Here is a 15,797-nt window from a genome sequence, read left to right on the forward strand (position 1 = left end):
ACGAGCGCGTTCGACGTCAGAAATCGTCGCTCCCGGTCTCGTCGATGACGGTGTCGGTCGATTCGTATACGGTCGTGGACTCGGTGTCGACCGCGGTCTCCTGGTAGGTCGTGGCGGAGTCGTTGTACGAGCTTTCCGCCGTCGTGGTGGTCGACGAATCGTTGCCGGAGCCTGTCGTGGTCGTGGCGGTCGAGCTGTCGGTGGTCGTCGACGTGTCGGTCTGCTGGTTGTTCGACCCCGCGGTCACCGTCGTCGTGGTGTCGTTGCCCACGTTGACGTTCTCGCCGGCGTTGACGTTGGTCGAGTTGTCCTCGGTCTGGTCGATGTCCACATCGTCGCCCGCGGCGATCGATCCGTCTCCCGAACCCACGACGGCCTCGTTGTCGAAGGTCTGGGTCACATCCCCCGCGGCCCAGATGTTCTGGTTGACCGATTGGTCCACGATGGTGTCGCGGTCGTCGATGGTGAGGTTGTTGACGATGTTCTGGATCTCGCGCACCACCGGGTTCACCGACGGGCTCGGCGGGTCCGGGTTGGGGTCGGCGGCGACGACGACCGCCGGGCGTTCGGCGATGACGGGGGCCACGGCGCAGACATCTTCCGCCCGCACCTGCGACAGCCCGCGACTGCCCAGCGCCGCCGCCGGGTCGGCTTCGAACTCCTCGACGGCTTCCGGGTCGCGCAACAGGCTCAGGATGAATTCGATCAACGCGTCGGCGACGGTGGCGACGGTGATGCTCATGGTGTGCTCCTCTGCAACCGAGATGGATCCGATTTCAACGCTAGGTCTTCAGGTCGGGCGCCGCGTCGGGGCTGCGCCCCCCATTCCACCGCGCCCACTAGGGGACCGCCCCCGGGGGCAGGGGGGATGGGCTGTCGCCGGGGGCTGCCAGCCCGCCGCGCAGCTTGTCGAGCAGGTCCGAGCGCGACGTGGCGCCCAGCCGTTGGCGGATGCGGGCGATGTGGTGCTCGGCGGTGCGGGGCGAGATGAAGATCGCCGCGCCGATCTCGGCGTAGGTCTTGCCCTGCAGCACGAGCTGGGCGACATCCTGCTCGCGCGCGCTCAGCGCCGGCCCGGTCGCGGCAGCGCCCTCGTCGGTCGTCGGCTCGGCGGCGGTGTCTTCGCGCGGGTGCAGCTGCCGCGCGCAGGCCAGCAGCCGGGCCGCCACCCGTCGGTCATCGGTGCGCCCCGCGCCGTGGCCGGCCAGGCGTGCCCCGTCCCAGGCGAGACCGATCGAGGCGAGCTGTGAGGCGGCAGACTCGACCGCGTCCGGATCGACGCGACCGGCCAGCACATCCGTCCACACCCGCCCGGCCTGTGCCATGGTCGCGGCCGTGCGGCTGCGCGCGGCCGCCGACAGGAGCCTGCGGGCATGGGGTTTGAGCGACTCGGGATCGTTGGAGAGGATGCCGCGCTGCACGCCAGCCCAGTACAGGGCGGTGCTCCACAGGGCGGGGGATCCGAGATGGTCGGTCAGCGCCACCGCGCGGTCGAAATGATCCGCGATGCGGTCGCCCTCACCCAGTCGTGCGGCGGTGACGGTGAGCTCGGTCAGCGGCAGCAGGATGAACAGATCGAACCGGACGCGCAGCAGCGACTCGCGCGCGCCGCGCCATGCGGTGGCCAGTGCCGCGGCGTCGCCGAACCGCCGGGCCACCCCCACCGCCACGGCATCCGACACGATCCGGTCGCGGGTGGACAACTCCCGCACCGCTGCCCGCACCCGCGCGCGGGCGGCCTCCGCCTCGTGCGGGCGCTCCCGCTGCATCGCCACCCATGCGCTCCACAACTGCAGCCTGTCGTGGGCCCACGCCCCGCCGTGTCCGCCGCGGACGGCGTCGGCGAGCACCGTGGCAGCCACATCCGGTTCGCCGAGCTGGAGCGCCGCGGTGGCCGCGATCACCGCCGGCAACTCGGGTACGGCTTCGGCCGACCCCGACGCGGTGTGCATCTCGGCGGCGCGGACGAGATCGCCCAGCCCCGCGGAGCCGTCGCCGTCGAGGGTGGACTGCAGGCCCGCCACGAGCAGCTCGGATGCCACGTCGAGCGTGGAGGGGACCCGCTGCGGCGTCGGCATCGCGCTCTCGCGTGCGGCTTCGCCGTCGCCGACGGCGAAGGCCACCGCGACCGATGCCGCGGCGGTGCGCGGCGCGGTGGGCGGGTGTGCGCGGTGGATGGCGTGGCTGCGCTCGGTGAGCCCGCGTGCCGACCACAGGGCTGCGGCGAGGTCGGTCGCCTCGGCGGGGGCCGGGGTGCCGGCCCGCGCCGCGCGATCAAGTTCGACGCCGACGGCGTCCAGGCTGCCCAGCGCCCACGCGGCGCGTGCCCGCCCGAGCGCGGCCGTCGCGGCATCCGCCCCGGCGTCGGCGGCCAGCGCGAACAGCGCCAGCGCGCGCTCGGGCTGCTCGGCGATGAGGGAGTCGGCCCGTCGCAGCAGCCGATCGGCCAGCCGAGGCTCCCGCACGCGTGCGGCGACCGTGTCGGCGACGGTGTGCTCAGGGGCGAGCGAGAGCAGATGCAGCAGCCGGTCCGGTGAGACCGTGGCCTGCACCGCTTCGCGCACAACCGGTGCCGGCGTCCCGTCCATCAGCAGCAGCCCCTCCGCGTGCGCGGCGGCCACGACGGTGTCGGCCGGATCATCCGGCCACCCGGTGGGCGCACCTTCCAGCAGGCAGATCAGCTCGACCCCATCGCGCACCTCGGGATCGATCGTGCGCAGCCGGTGGGCGATGATCGCCGACAGGGCGTCGGAGACCGCGCGCAGGCTCTCCTGCTCGTCGGCGAGGGCGACTTCGTCGTCAAGATGCAGGGCCTCGACAACGAGCCACGGCACGCCGCCGCACAGCGTCAGCAGGGCCTCCACGCGCCCGGGCGGAAGGGCGCGCTGGTGGGCGGCGAGCCACGCGGCGACATCGTGCGCGGAGAGCCGGTCCAGCACGATCGTCGGCCGCTCCTGCTGCAGCCGGCGCACCAGGAGCTGCAGGGGAGCGCTGCGCGGCCACGGCCGGCAGGCGACGACCACCTCGCAGGCGGGATCGTCCAGGCGGTGCAGCACTGCCTCGAGTGCCTCGGCATCGAGGCGGTGCGCGTCGTCGACGAGGAGCACGTCGTCCGGCTGCGCCGCGCTGAGATCAGCCCCATCGGTGACGCGGGTGATGGCGCGGCCCCGCGCCTGCAGGGCGCGGCGCACGTGGCGTAACACGCTGGACTTTCCGGAGCCGGCGACGCCGGTGACGACGGCCCGGGCCGGGGCGTCGTCCGTCGTCAGCGCCGCGATGTGACTGTGCGCGAGGCGGGACCACAGGGCCGGTCTTTCCGTGGCCGGCTCGGCACGGATCACCGAGAGCGGCGGGGACGAAATAGAAGCCAATGACATGGTTCTCCTGGACGGGCGCGCACCGGGGGCGGGCACCCGATCAGACGGTGTACTCGGGCGGACTCGGCTCGGACAGCGGGCCGGGGTCCGCGGGGGTCGGTGATTCGGGTGTGGGGTCCGACGTCTCGGGGGCGGGGTCGGTGGGCTCCGGTTCCGGTTCCGGATCGGTCGTGGGCTCCGGTTCGGGCTCGGGGTCAGGCTCGGGCTCGGGGTCGGGCTCGGGCTCAGGTTCGGGATCCGGCTCCGTCGTCGGTTCCGGCTCGGGAGAGGGGTCGGGGGCGACGACAGGCGCCGCCGGGTTCGGCGCGGGGGTGGGCCTGCCCGGCTCGGCGGACGCGTCGGCCGAGCCGGGGCGCGCCGCGCTGCGCGGCGCAGCCGGGTTCGCGGTGGCAGGTTCGCGTGGTGTCGCCCTGCCGGGGGCGCGCCGCTCGGACGGACCAGGGGCGTCTTCGGTCGCGGGCGGCGCCGGAGCCGTCACCAGCGGGGCGGCCTCCGGATCGGAGGTCGGCAGGGCCTGCGGCTGCGCGCCGTCCCACGCCCACGGCAGCATCGCCGAGGCGCGCTGAGCGTCGTCGTCGCCCCGTGCGGTGTCGACCGGCGCTCCGCCCAGCGCTGATGCGCTCAGGGTGATCATCGTCGCCGCGAGCGCGACCACGCCGGTGCCCGAGAGCGCTCCGGCACCGATGCGACGGAACCAGGATCGTGGCGGTGCTGCGGCAGCGGTGGCATCCGCGGCGTCGCCGGCGGCCCCGTCCGGCAGCGCGGGCGCATCCTCGAACTCGACCACGGCGCGCGGTGCCGCCGCCAGACGCTGTGCGGCGAGCGCGCCGGCCGCGCCCAGGGCGATGATCGCCTTCGGGTCGGCATCCGTGGCGATGGGCAGGTCGAATCGCGCCGACAGCCGCTGCGCGATGCGCGGGATGCGGGAGGATCCGCCGGTGAGCAGGATCGCATCGACGCGATCGGCGGGAACAGCGGCCGATTCCAGCGCATCGGCCAGCGTCTCCGCGGTGCGGTCGATCGCCTCTCCGATCATCGCCTCGAACTCGTCGCGGGTGAGGCGCACCGTGGTCTCGCGCTCTCCCAGCAGCACCGGGATCGACGCATCGCTGTCGAAGGACAGTGCCTCCTTGGCATCCACGCATTCGCGTCGCAGCACCGCCACGCCCATCCGCGCGCCGCGATCGACGGCGAGGGCTGCGGCGGAAAAGCCCGCCACACCGAGCGTGTGACGCAGCACCGCGTCATCGAAGTCGGCACCGCCGAGATCGCGGATGCCGGTGGGCTCCCCGGCCGGCACCAGGGTGTCGTCGGCGTCCTTACGGAGGATGACGGCATCGAACGTGCCGCCGCCGAGGTCGTAGACGGCGAGGGCATGCCCCGGTTCCAGCGGGTTGATCATCTCGTAGCGGCGGGCCGCGGCCTCTGGCTCGCTGACGATGGCGACTTCCCCGAGTCCGGCTCGCGCCAGCGCCCCCGCAATCAGGTCGGTGCGGTAGCCGCCCCAGGTGACCGGCACCGTGACCGCGACGGCATCGGGGGAGTGGCCCTCGCGCTCGCGGATCGTGTCCACCACCCACGCCACCATCCGGGCGAACAGCTGCTCGGCGGTGAAGCTCTGGTCTCCCGCGACGATCGGCACATCATCGCCCACCCGACGCTTGAACTCCCGGATCAGACGGTCCGGCGCGGTGAGGCCCCGGCGCTCGGCGGCATCCCCCCACAGGAGCTCACCCGAGAGTGCGAAGGCGGAACTCGGGACGCTGTCGGCGTGACGTCCGAGAGCGAACGGAGTCGTCGAGATCTCCCCATTCGATCCCACACGTGCAACGGCTGCAGCTGTCCTACTGGTTCCGACATCGACGGCGATGACGTACCCCACTACGTGTCCCTTCCCCCCGGAATTCGGACAACGGCCTTGCGGTCGCGCTATGTATATCACCTGTCAGGAGGGCGCACCAGGGGTGCTCATACACGCTCGAGCACGCGACCGTCATGCGGCGTCACGGGCTGGCACTCGCGTTGCGGGAGTGCCAGCGTCCCCGTACACTGGCGTTAGCACTCTCACTGGGTGTGTGCTAACGAGTCTTCAGTTTCAAGAAAGAGGTAGACCGTGTCGGTTTCCATCAAGCCGCTCGAGGACCGCATCGTCATCAAGCAGGTCGAGGCCGAGCAGACCACCGCCAGCGGGCTGGTCATTCCCGACACTGCGAAGGAGAAGCCCCAGGAGGGCGAGGTCGTCGCAGTGGGCCCCGGTCGCATCGACGACAACGGCAACCGCATCCCGCTGGATATCGCCGTGGGCGACCGCGTGATCTACAGCAAGTACGGCGGGACCGAGGTCAAGTTCGGTGGCGACGAGCTGCTGGTGCTCTCGGCGCGCGACGTGCTGGCGGTCGTCGTCCGCTGAGCAGCGACGCTTTGTGAAGGACCCGGATGCACTGCATCCGGGTCCTTCGTCGTCGTTGGGGCCCCTAGGCTGGATCGGTGATGACGGCTGCTGCTGCTGACCCCGCTCGCGAACGGATGCTCGGCGGCGTCTACGCGTTCATCGCGTATTTCCTGTGGGGCTTCATGCCTCTGTACTTCCTGCTGCTGGCCCCCACCGGGCCGTGGGAGGTCGTCTCGTGGCGGGTGCTGCTGTCGCTGGTGTTCTGCCTGCTGCTGCTGAGCGTGACGCGCTCCTGGCCGAAGATCCTGGCGATCATCCGCCGCCCGCGGCTGCTGCTGTGGACCGCGGTGGCCGGCGCCCTCATCTACGTCAACTGGCAGGTCTTCCTCATCGCGACGCTCACCGGCCACGTGCTGGAATCGAGCCTCGGCTACTTCGTCAACCCGATCGTCACGGTGCTGCTGGGCGTGCTGGTGCTGCGCGAGCGGCTGCGCGTCACGCAGTGGGTGGCCATCGGCATCGCGGTGGCCGCAGTCCTCGTCATCGTCGTGGGCTACGGCACGTTCCCCTGGATCGCGCTCACGCTGGCCGCCTCGTTCGGTGTCTACGGCCTGGTGAAGAAGCAGCTCGGCCCTGCGGTGGATGCCATCAGCGGACTGACGCTGGAGTCGTTCTGGCTGATGCCGGTCGCGATCGTGCAACTGGCGGTCGTTGCGGCTACGACCGGGATCACGATGGGCTCGGCGGGGCCGGCGCACGCGGTGCTGCTGTGCCTGGCCGGCGTGATCACCGCCACGCCGCTGCTGTTCTTCGCCGCCGGCGCGCGCCGTGCGCAGCTGACCGTGATGGGGCTGCTGCAGTTCGTCGCGCCGGTGCTGCAGTTCGCGATCGGGGTGTGGCTGGGCGAGGACATGCCGCCGGAGCGCTGGGTCGGGTTCGCGCTGGTGTGGGTGGCGCTGATCCTGCTGACGGTCGATTCGCTGCGTCACGCCCGCCGCGTTCGCGGCGTCGACGACCTCGGTGCGATCACCTGAGCGCAGCGGCATCCGCTGGTCGTTATCGATCCGAGACCCTTCTGTTTCAGACCGTTAACACATCGCAACACTGACGACGCGGACCCACGATTAGGTTGGACGCACCGGAGCGGCACCCGACGAAGCCGCGCCTTCATGAATCAACTAGGGAGCACTATGAGCGTCTTCACACGTTCGCGCGGCGCCAAGGTCCTCGGCGCAGTCGCCGTGGCCGGAGTCAGCGTGATCATCCTTGCCGGCTGTACCAGCGGCGGGGGCGAGCCTGAAGAGACAGCAGGCGGCGAAGCCGCAGGTTTCGAGTTTCCGATCGACTGCGATGCAGCGGCTCCAGCGGCGTACACGCCGGAGTACTCCTCGTCTTCGACCGGGCCCGGCACCGACCTGACGTACACGATCGGCACGGCCCTTCCCGTCACCGGGAACCTGGCGTTCCTCGGCCCGCCGGAGATCTCGGCCACCGAGTACGCCGCCGCAGAGATCAACGCCGCCAACAAGGGTGTGCAGATCAACCTCGTGCAGGGCGACTCGGGCGACACCGACAACAAGGCATACGAGACGGAGATCCCGCGTCTGCTGGGTGAGGGCGCCACGGCCATCGTCGGCGCGGCATCCTCTGGCACGTCGTTGCAGTTCATCGACTCCGTCATCGCCGCCGACGCGATCCAGTTCTCGCCCGCGAACACCTCGGCTGCCTTCACCGGCTACGAGGACAACGGCCTGTACTGGCGCACCGCTCCCTCCGACGTCCTGCAGGGCGAGGTCCTGGGCAACCTGATCGCTGCCGACGGCAACGAGACGCTGGGCATGATCGTGCTCAACGACTCGTACGGCACCGGCCTGGCGTGCTTCACGAAGGAGTCGTTCGAGGCCGCCGGCGGTGAGGTCGTCGCGACCTCGCTGTACAACACCGGTGACACCACCTTCTCGACGCAGGTCGAGGACGTGCTGGCAGCCGGCGCCGACGCGATCGCGCTCATCACATTCGAAGAGGTCACCACGATGATCCCCGAGCTGGTCGCGGACTTCCCGGCCGACAAGCTCTACTTCGTCGACGGCAACCTGTCGAACTTCGGTGATGAGTTCGAGGCGGGCACGCTGGCAGGCGCCAAGGGCACCTACCCGGCGGTCGACCCGGCCGCGACGGACGAGTTCCGCACCGCCCTCGAGGCGTTCTGGGTCGAGCAGGGCAATGCCCCGCTGAAGGACTTCACCTACGCGCCCGAGTCCTACGACGCAGTCGTGCTGCTGGCACTGGGTGCGCTGGAGGCCGGCTCGACGGCGGGCCCGGATGTGGCAGCCCACCTGCAGCAGGTGTCGGGTGGCACGGGTGAGGGCACGAAGTGCACAACGTTCGCCGAGTGCGCCGACATCATCGTCGCGGGTGAGGTCGCCGATTACGACGGCGTCTCCGGCCCGGTCACCTTCAACGAGGTGGGCGACCCGACCGAGGCGACCATCGGCGTCTTCCAGTTCGACGACGAGAACAACTACAGCTTCCTCAACATCGGCTGATCAGCCTGAGGAACAGCAGCGGCCCCGGTCTTCGGACCGGGGCCGCTGTCGTGTGTTCGCGGGTGTGGCGCGCGTCAGGCGCCGAGGGTGCCCAGGTACAGGCCGATGACCTTCGGGTCGTTCAGCAGTTCGCGTCCGGTGCCGGTGTAGGCGTCGCGGCCCTGGTCGAGCACGTAGCCGCGGTCGCAGATCTGCAGGCAGCGGCGCGCGTTCTGCTCGACCATGATCGTCGTCACGCCCGCCTTGTTGATCTCCGACACCCGGATGAACGCCTCGTCCTGCCGGGCGGGGGACAGCCCCGCCGACGGCTCATCCAGTAGCAGCACGTGGGGGTCCATCATGAGCGCACGGCCCATCGCGACCATCTGCCGCTCGCCGCCGGAGAGCGATCCGGCGCGTTGATTGAGGCGCTTGGCGAGGTCGGGGAAGATCGAGGTGACGAATCCGACCCGCTCGTCGAACGCCTTCGGACGCTGGTAGGCGCCCATCTGCAGGTTCTCGGCGATCGTGAGGCTGGGAAAGACGTTGCTGGTCTGCGGCACGAAGCCCACGCCCTTGGCGACGAGCTTGTTGGCGCGCAGACCGGTGATGTCCTCGCCGTTGAGCAGCACCGCGCCCTCGCGCACCTTCACCTGGCCGAAGATGGCCTTGAGCATGGTCGACTTGCCGGCACCGTTGGGCCCGATGATGCCGATCAGCTCGCCCTTGGCGGCGGTCAGGTTCGCGCCGTTGAGGATGTTCACTCCGGGCAGGTAGCCGGCGACGACGTTGTCGAGCTCGACGACGTTCACGCTCACTTGGCGTCCTCTTCTCGATCGGTCGGATGCTCGAGCTCGGCCTCGATGACCTCGCTCAGCTCGTGCGCGGTCTCCACGAGCGCGAGGGCCTCGGTCGTGAGCGTGCCTTCGTGGCGCCCCGTCACGACGCCCAGGTCCACATCCTGGTGCGCACCGAGGTAGGCGTCGATCACCGCAGGCTCCCGCATGACCACATCGGGCGGTCCCTCGGCGACGATCTTGCCCTCGGCCATCACGATCACCCAATCGGCGATGTGACGCACCATGTGCATGTCGTGCTCCACGAACAGCACGGTCATCCCGAGGTCCTTGAGATCGAGGATGTGCTCGAGGAGCGACTCGGTGAGGGCCGGATTGACCCCGGCCATCGGCTCGTCGAGCATGACCAGCGATGGGTCGCTCATGAGGGCACGCGCCATCTCGAGCAGTTTGCGCTGACCGCCGGACAGCCCCGCGGCGTAGTCGTCCTCTTTCGTGTCGAGCTTGAACTGCTTGAGCAGCCCGCGTGCCTTCTCCTCGATGCGCGACTCCTGCTTGCGCCAGATGAAGGGGAGGAGACCCGCCCACAGTCGCTCGCCGGTCTGCTGCGGGGCGCCCAGTTTCATGTTCTCGAGCACCGTGAGAAGGGCCAGGGCCTTGGTCAGCTGGAATGTGCGCACCTGACCCATCCGCGCCGCTTTGAACGCGGGGATGCCGGCAAGCGCGGTGCCGTCGAACGACCAGGTTCCCTCGTTGGGCTTGTCGAAGCCGGTGAGCAGGTTGAACAGCGTGGTCTTGCCGGCACCGTTCGGGCCGATCAGCGCCGTGATCGCGTTGCGGGGGATCTCCACGTGCTCGACATCCACTGCGGTGAGACCGCCGAACACGCGCCGGACGTTGTCGGCGATGAGGATCGGGTCCTTCTTCGCCACTCCCGGCTTCATCTCGCCCACGTGCAGACCCGTGGTCTTGGGGCGCTGCACCGGTGGTGTCACCTCACCGGGCAGTGCATCGTCGTGCTGCGTGTCACCGGACAAAGGTCAACTCCTTCTTGTTTCCGAGGAGCCCCTGCGGTCGGAAGATCACCAGGAGCATCAGCACGACGCCCACCAGGACGAACACCAGCATCTGCGACTGCTCGCCCGACAGGAACGGCAGCCAGCCGATCTCCACAAGTGCGGGCAGGAGGTTCGACAGGAAGGCTCGGACCATCCAGAACAGCACGGCGCCCAGGACGGGGCCGAACACCGTGGCTGCGCCACCGAGCAGCAGCGCCGTCCAGATGTAGAACGTCTGCGATGTCACATACACGTTCGGGTTCACGTTGGAACCCATCGCCGTGATGATGCCGCCGGCGGCGATGATGATGCCGCCGATGATGAGGGCCTGCATCTTGAACGAGAAGACGTTCTTGCCCAGCGCGCGCACCGCATCCTCGTCCTCGCGGATGCCCTTGATCACGCGGCCCCAGGGGCTGCGCATCAGCAGCCAGACGGTGAGGACGGCGACGGCGACGGTGACCAGCCCGATGATGATGACCCACCACTGGTCGGAGGTGTACGTCCACGGGCCGAAGCCATAGGTACCAGGCGGCAGCGGGTTGTTGACCCCCCGGAATCCGCGCTGATAGTTGAACAGCCCGTCTGCGGACCCGGTGACGTTGCGCCAGGCGGAGGTGAGGAACAGCAGCCGCAGGACCTCGGCGGCGGCGATGGTCACGATGGCGAGGTAGTCGCCCCGCAGCCGCAGCGTCGGCACGCCCAGCACGACGGCGAACAGGGTCGCGGCGATCAGTCCGATCACGGCCGCGACACCCCAGGGCAGGCCGAACGTGAGGATCGAGATCGCGAAGCCGTACGCGCCGATGGCCATGAACCCGGCGACACCCATGTTGAGCAGTCCCGCGAATCCGAAGTGCACCGACAGTCCGATCGCCGCCAGGGCGTAGCCGAGCGTCGCGGGGGCGAGGACCTGCCCGAGCGTGTTGGAGAGAATCTGCATGAAGTCCATGGCGCGCTACCCGATTCGCTCTCGACGCCCGAGGATCCCCTGCGGGCGGAACAGCAGGATGACGATCAGCACCACGAGGGCACCGACGTACTTGAGGTCGGAGGGGATCCACAGGGTCGACACCTCCACGAGAAGGCCCACGATGATCGCTCCGATCAACGCGCCCCACGCCGTGCCGAGTCCGCCGAGGGTGACCGCGGCGAAGATCAGCAGGAGGATGGACGTTCCCATGTCCCATTTGATGCCGGGGCGGAAGTACGCCCACAGGATGCCGGAGAGGCCGGCGAGCCCGGCGGCGACCACCCAGACCACGCGCACCACGGCATCCACGTCGATACCGCTCGCGGCCGCCAGTGACGGGTTGTCGGAGACGGCGCGGGTGGCGCGGCCGATGCGCGTGCGCATCAGCCACCAGCCGAACGCGGCGATCACGACGATCGAGATGGCCATGCTGATGACGTCGGTCCAGGTCAGCCGGATCGGGCCGAGCCCGGGGATGGTGCCTGTTGAGCCGCCTGGCAGCTGCTGCGTCCCGCCGCCGATGATCATCTGGTAGATGTACCGCAGCGCCAGTGACAGTCCGATCGAGACGATCATCAGCTGCACAGTTCCCACGCCTTTTCGGCGCAGTGGTCGCCAGAGGCCGGCGTCCATCCCCAGTCCGAAGAGGGCGGAGACGACGATCGCCACCGGGATCGCCAGCCAGATCGACCATCCGAAGCTCGCCGAGAACAGCAGCGCCGCCAGGGCGCCGAAGGTGACCATCTCGCCGTGGGCGAAGTTCGACAGGCCCGTCGTGCCGAACACGAGCGAGAGCCCGATCGCGGCCAGCGCCAGCATGAGACCGAAGTTCAGACCGTTGACGGTGCGCGAGATCAGTTGATCGAGGAAGCTCGTGGTGGTTCGTTCGGCTGCACCCAGCGTGAAGTTCGCGGTGACGCTACTGCCACCGCCGAACTGCACCTCGCGGGTGAACTCGAACCCCTCCGGCGCCTCGACGGCGTCAGGGAGGCTGCTCTCGACGAGCTCGACCTCCCAGGTGCCGTCCTTCGTGGGGATGCCGATGCGGACGTTGCCGTTCTCACCGGTTTCCCCCTCGGTTTCGAAGCCTTCGCCGCTGACCAGGACCGTCGCGCCTGCCACCGCGTCGCCGGTGGTCTTGACGTTGACGATCACCGTGAACGGCAGGTCCTGCGGTTCCTCGTCGGAGCCGGGGGAAGCGGAAGGCGTGGGGTCGGGGGTGGAGGCCGATGCCGCCGGGACGACGCTGAAGATCATCAGCGTCGCCATCAGTGCACCCAGCGCGAGCACGAGCCACCCGAGTGGTCGTTTCGCGGGAGAAGTGGTGGAACTCACAGAACCTCCAGTTCGGCACCTGCGCCGATGAACGGGTCGCATCGGCAGCGACTGCGACTTTACGAGCGTAATATGTCGCCGATGTTTCACGGAGCCGCGATCTGTCAGCCGTGATGCGACCGTGACCGACGGGCGAGCGGCGCCACCCGCATGCCGGCGTAGGTCCGCGTGTCCGCGCGTGGGAATGAACCACACAGGTGGGGCGCTTAGGATTCCAAGAGATCGTCCGTCGAGTAGGAGCATCCCAGGCATATGAGCGAGCAGCATGATCCTTTCGGCTTCGTCGGACTGACCTACGACGACGTCCTGCTGCTTCCAGGGCACACCGACGTCATCCCCAGCGAAGCCGACACGTCCTCCCGCGTCACCCGCCGCATCACGGTGGCAACTCCGCTGATCGCCGCGGCGATGGACACCGTCACCGAGGCGCGCATGGCGATCGCGATCGCGCGCGAGGGCGGACTGGGCATCATCCACCGCAACCTCGCCATCGCGGAGCAGGCGGCCATGGTCGACCGCGTCAAGCGCAGCGAGTCGGGCATGATCACCGACCCGATCACGACGACCCCGGATGCCACCATCGACGAGGTCGACACGATGTGCGCGCAGTACCGCATCTCGGGGCTGCCGGTGATCGACCCCGACGGGCGACTGCTGGGCATCATCACCAACCGCGACATGCGCTTCGTCACCGGCACCGAGCGGTACACCACCAAGGTCCGCGACGTCATGACCAGCGAGGGGCTCATCACCGGCAAGGTGGGCATCGGGGCCACCGACGTCATCGCGCTGTTCGCCAAGCACCGCGTGGAGAAGCTGCCGCTCATCGACGACGAGGGCAAGCTCGCGGGCCTCATCACCATCAAGGACTTCGACAAGAGCGAGAAGTACCCCCTCGCCACCAAGGACGAGCAGGGGCGGCTGCGCGTGGGTGCGGCGATCGGCTTCTTCGGTGACGCGTGGGAGCGTGCCGAAGCGCTGCGCGACGCGGGCGTGGACGTCCTCGTCGTCGACACGGCCAACGGTCAGTCGGCGGGCGTCATCGACATGGTGCGCCGCATCAAGGCCGACCCCACGTTCGAGCACATCGACGTGATCGGCGGCAACGTCGCCACCCGTGAGGGCGCCCAGGCGCTCGTCGATGCGGGTGTGGATGCCGTCAAGGTCGGCGTCGGGCCCGGCTCGATCTGCACCACCCGCGTCGTCGCCGGCGTCGGCGTGCCGCAGGTCACCGCCGTGTACGAGGCATCCCTGGCCGCTCGTGAAGCCGGCATCCCGGTGATCGCCGACGGCGGGCTGCAGTATTCCGGCGACATCGCCAAGGCGCTGGTCGCCGGTGCGGACAGCGTCATGATCGGCTCGCTGTTCGCCGGCACCGACGAGTCGCCGGGCGAGATCGTGTTCGTCGGAGGCAAGCAGTTCAAGCAGTACCGCGGCATGGGGTCGCTCGGCGCGTTGCAGACGCGCGGCAAGAAGACGTCGTACTCGAAGGACCGCTACTTCCAGGCCGACGTGCCCAGCGACGACAAGCTGATCCCCGAGGGGATCGAAGGCCAGGTCGCGTACCGGGGACCGGTGTCTGCGGTGTCCTACCAGCTGGTCGGAGGACTTCGGCAGGCGATGTTCTACGTCGGCGCCCGCACGATCGAGGAGCTGAAGGCCCGCGGCAAGTTCGTGCGCATCACCTCCGCCGGGCTCAAGGAGTCGCACCCGCACGACGTGCAGATCGTCGTCGAGGCGCCCAACTACCGCCGCTGACGCGCTCGCGAGTGAGTATTCGCGCTCGCGAGTGAGTATTCGTGCTCGCGAGTGAGTATTCGCGCTGTCGAGTGAGTATTCGCGGGCGGGACCCCGCACGACTCTCGTGGGGCGCTCAGCCGAACAAGCCGAAGCCGTGCCTGGCGGCGAGTTCGTCGCGCTCGCGGCGCATCATCGCGAGCGGGTCCTCCCGGCGGACGTGTCCACGCGGTTCCTCGGCGTCGGCCCCGTCGATCGCGGTCGCGGACGGACGACGGCGTCTGGGTGATTTCTGGTACATGCTGACATCGTCGCGGGGACATCCGACACTCGCATCCATTCACGCCAGCCCACCTGTTGCGGGTCCGGTCCGTGGTGTCGCCGTGGTGGGAGACGGTCGCCGCGGTCGGCGCCCTGGCGCGGGAGACGCCCCTCTGCACCGTGCCCGGGCGCGGGACACCCGTCAGGCGATGCGTGCGGATGCGGCATCCGCTGTGCATCGGGGGCTCATCTCCCGCGGCGGGCTGGAGGAGATGCTGCGCAGCCCCCATCCGCAGTTGCGGCGAACGGAGGACGGCCTGGACGTATCCGGCAAGTGCTGCGCGTTCAAGAGCGGTCTCGAAGGGCGGGGTCTGGTGCTCGTGCCCGGCGTCTTCGCCTGGCCTGGGGGGCTACGCGCGCGAACGTGCTCCGGCAGTTCGACGTGCCGATGACCACGACGCACGTGGCGGCCCATTTCGCAGTGGCGCCTGCGACGGCGAGCGAGCATCTCCGCATCCTGACCGGTTCGGGTCTGCTGCGCTCGTTCCACCGCGGCCGGGAGGTCTACTACCAGCGCACCGCACTGGGCGAGAGCGTCGCAATGCCCACTCCCTCAGCCTGCGCTGAGCGGGCCTTACCGGGCGAGGAGCAGGCCGCTAGCCTGAGCGCGTGATCCGGACGCGGCGCTCCACCAGCTTGTCCACGCGGCGGCTCGAGGCATTCACCGACGGGGTATTCGCGATCGCCGCGACGCTGCTCGTGCTCGACCTCACCGACCACTCGCTCGGCACCGTCGACTCCGACGCACAGATGTGGGCGGCGCTGGGCGACATGTCGCTGCTGTTCTTCAACTTCGGGCTCAGCTTCGTGCTGCTCTGCCTGCTCTGGCGCGTGCACGTGCAGCAGTTCGAGTACGTCGAACGGGTGGATGCCGTCGCGATCTGGCTCAACAACGCGCGGCTGCTGTTCATCGCCTTCGTGCCGTTCGCGACCAACCTCACCACCGAGTACTCCGACTTCGTCGCCGGTCGCATGGCCATGCCGGTGAGTTTCTTCCTCGCGATCCTGTGCAGCTGGATCCAGTGGCAGTGGATGGCCCGGCACGCCGAGGTGATGCTGCCGAAGCTGACGCCGACGGATGCCGCAGCCTTCGGCGGTGGCTCCCTCAGCGCCCTGCTCATCAGTGCAGCGGTGGTCGTGCTGTCGCCATGGATCGGATCGTGGGCGTTTCTGCTCTTCCTCCTCGACGGTGTGCTCAGCCGCGTGCTGCGCGGCAGCGGTGGTCGGAATGCGGATGCCGGGTCTCGCGACGGCGCGGACCGGGGGCGTTCGACCGGGTGAA

14 protein-coding genes are annotated in these 15,797 nt (G+C 69.3%); 6 read left to right on the forward strand and 8 right to left on the reverse strand.

Annotation, left to right across the window (positions count from 1 at the left end):
- Window positions 1-16: 16 nt before the first annotated feature.
- The 3 genes from NQ151_RS12495 to NQ151_RS12505 all read right to left on the reverse strand — a co-directional run bounded on the left by NQ151_RS12495 (window position 17) and on the right by NQ151_RS12505 (window position 5,199).
- The gene (locus NQ151_RS12495) at window positions 17-742 is read right to left on the reverse strand and encodes an IniB N-terminal domain-containing protein (RefSeq protein ID WP_257528294.1); all 726 of its coding nucleotides are present in this window, start codon (window positions 740-742) and stop codon (window positions 17-19) included.
- Window positions 743-839: 97 nt separating this feature from the next.
- A complete protein-coding gene (locus NQ151_RS12500; protein ID WP_257528295.1) occupies window positions 840-3,377 on the reverse strand; it encodes a helix-turn-helix transcriptional regulator in 2,538 nt (845 codons plus the stop codon).
- Between the two features lie 40 nt (window positions 3,378-3,417).
- Window positions 3,418-5,199, reverse strand: a complete 1,782-nt coding sequence (locus NQ151_RS12505; RefSeq protein WP_286130183.1) for an Hsp70 family protein — start codon at window positions 5,197-5,199, stop codon at window positions 3,418-3,420.
- Between the two features lie 291 nt (window positions 5,200-5,490).
- Between NQ151_RS12505 and groES the strand changes: the two genes are divergently transcribed.
- The 3 genes from groES to NQ151_RS12520 all read left to right on the forward strand — a co-directional run bounded on the left by groES (window position 5,491) and on the right by NQ151_RS12520 (window position 8,315).
- Entirely contained in the window at window positions 5,491-5,787 is a 297-nt protein-coding gene (groES, locus tag NQ151_RS12510) for a co-chaperone GroES (protein WP_257509189.1), read from the forward strand.
- Between the two features lie 80 nt (window positions 5,788-5,867).
- Window positions 5,868-6,803, forward strand: a complete 936-nt coding sequence (gene rarD / locus NQ151_RS12515) for an EamA family transporter RarD (RefSeq protein ID WP_257528296.1) — start codon at window positions 5,868-5,870, stop codon at window positions 6,801-6,803.
- 156 nt (window positions 6,804-6,959) lie between these two features.
- Window positions 6,960-8,315 (forward strand): ABC transporter substrate-binding protein, encoded by a 1,356-nt coding sequence (locus NQ151_RS12520; RefSeq protein ID WP_257509190.1) that lies wholly within the window; start codon window positions 6,960-6,962, stop codon window positions 8,313-8,315.
- 74 nt (window positions 8,316-8,389) lie between these two features.
- Here the strand turns inward: NQ151_RS12520 and NQ151_RS12525 are convergent, their stop codons facing one another.
- The 4 genes from NQ151_RS12525 to NQ151_RS12540 form a co-directional block, all read right to left on the reverse strand.
- On the reverse strand, window positions 8,390-9,112 hold the full coding sequence (locus tag NQ151_RS12525; protein ID WP_257509191.1) for an ABC transporter ATP-binding protein: 723 nt from the start codon (window positions 9,110-9,112) through the stop codon (window positions 8,390-8,392).
- Window positions 9,109-10,035, reverse strand: a complete 927-nt coding sequence (locus NQ151_RS12530; RefSeq protein ID WP_257509226.1) for an ABC transporter ATP-binding protein — start codon at window positions 10,033-10,035, stop codon at window positions 9,109-9,111. Before NQ151_RS12530 ends, NQ151_RS12525 begins: the two co-directional genes overlap by 4 nt.
- Before the next feature lie 82 nt (window positions 10,036-10,117).
- Complete coding sequence (locus NQ151_RS12535; protein ID WP_257528297.1) at window positions 10,118-11,101, reverse strand: branched-chain amino acid ABC transporter permease; 984 nt, start codon at window positions 11,099-11,101, stop codon at window positions 10,118-10,120.
- A 6-nt stretch (window positions 11,102-11,107) separates the two neighbouring features.
- Window positions 11,108-12,457 (reverse strand): branched-chain amino acid ABC transporter permease, encoded by a 1,350-nt coding sequence (locus NQ151_RS12540; RefSeq protein ID WP_257528298.1) that lies wholly within the window; start codon window positions 12,455-12,457, stop codon window positions 11,108-11,110.
- Between the two features lie 252 nt (window positions 12,458-12,709).
- On the opposite strand from NQ151_RS12540, the gene guaB reads away from it, so the two are divergent.
- Window positions 12,710-14,215 carry an IMP dehydrogenase gene (guaB, locus tag NQ151_RS12545; RefSeq protein ID WP_257509194.1) on the forward strand — a complete coding sequence of 502 codons (1,506 nt, stop codon included), beginning with the start codon at window positions 12,710-12,712 and terminating at the stop codon, window positions 14,213-14,215.
- 115 nt (window positions 14,216-14,330) lie between these two features.
- Here guaB and NQ151_RS12550 read toward each other — a convergent pair whose 3' ends face one another.
- The gene (locus NQ151_RS12550; protein WP_257509195.1) at window positions 14,331-14,495 is read right to left on the reverse strand and encodes a hypothetical protein; all 165 of its coding nucleotides are present in this window, start codon (window positions 14,493-14,495) and stop codon (window positions 14,331-14,333) included.
- A gap of 384 nt (window positions 14,496-14,879) precedes the next feature.
- Between NQ151_RS12550 and NQ151_RS12555 the strand changes: the two genes are divergently transcribed.
- Window positions 14,880-15,128 (forward strand): helix-turn-helix domain-containing protein, encoded by a 249-nt coding sequence (locus NQ151_RS12555; protein WP_257528299.1) that lies wholly within the window; start codon window positions 14,880-14,882, stop codon window positions 15,126-15,128.
- Window positions 15,125-15,796: a TMEM175 family protein gene (locus tag NQ151_RS12560; RefSeq protein ID WP_257528300.1), complete on the forward strand. Its 672-nt coding sequence runs from the start codon at window positions 15,125-15,127 to the stop codon at window positions 15,794-15,796. The genes NQ151_RS12555 and NQ151_RS12560 overlap by 4 nt, the downstream gene beginning before the upstream one ends.
- The last annotated feature ends 1 nt before the right edge of the window (window position 15,797 follow it).

The organism is Microbacterium sp. zg-YB36, from assembly GCF_024623575.2.
In the GTDB taxonomy this organism is placed as follows: Bacteria; Actinomycetota; Actinomycetes; order Actinomycetales; family Microbacteriaceae; genus Microbacterium.

Bases quoted from the DNA above. Each gene is read 5' to 3' on its own strand.
- NQ151_RS12520 (WP_257509190.1), top strand. From the start codon at position 6,960: ATGAGCGTCTTCACACGTTCGCGCGGCGCCAAGGTCCTCGGCGCAGTC.
- NQ151_RS12550 (WP_257509195.1), bottom strand. From the start codon at position 14,495: ATGTACCAGAAATCACCCAGACGCCGTCGTCCGTCCGCGACCGCGATC.
- NQ151_RS12535 (WP_257528297.1), bottom strand. From the start codon at position 11,101: ATGGACTTCATGCAGATTCTCTCCAACACGCTCGGGCAGGTCCTCGCC.
- rarD (WP_257528296.1), top strand. From the start codon at position 5,868: ATGACGGCTGCTGCTGCTGACCCCGCTCGCGAACGGATGCTCGGCGGC.
- NQ151_RS12495 (WP_257528294.1), bottom strand. From the start codon at position 742: ATGAGCATCACCGTCGCCACCGTCGCCGACGCGTTGATCGAATTCATC.
- NQ151_RS12500 (WP_257528295.1), bottom strand. From the start codon at position 3,377: ATGTCATTGGCTTCTATTTCGTCCCCGCCGCTCTCGGTGATCCGTGCC.
- NQ151_RS12530 (WP_257509226.1), bottom strand. From the start codon at position 10,035: ATGAAGCCGGGAGTGGCGAAGAAGGACCCGATCCTCATCGCCGACAAC.
- guaB (WP_257509194.1), top strand. From the start codon at position 12,710: ATGAGCGAGCAGCATGATCCTTTCGGCTTCGTCGGACTGACCTACGAC.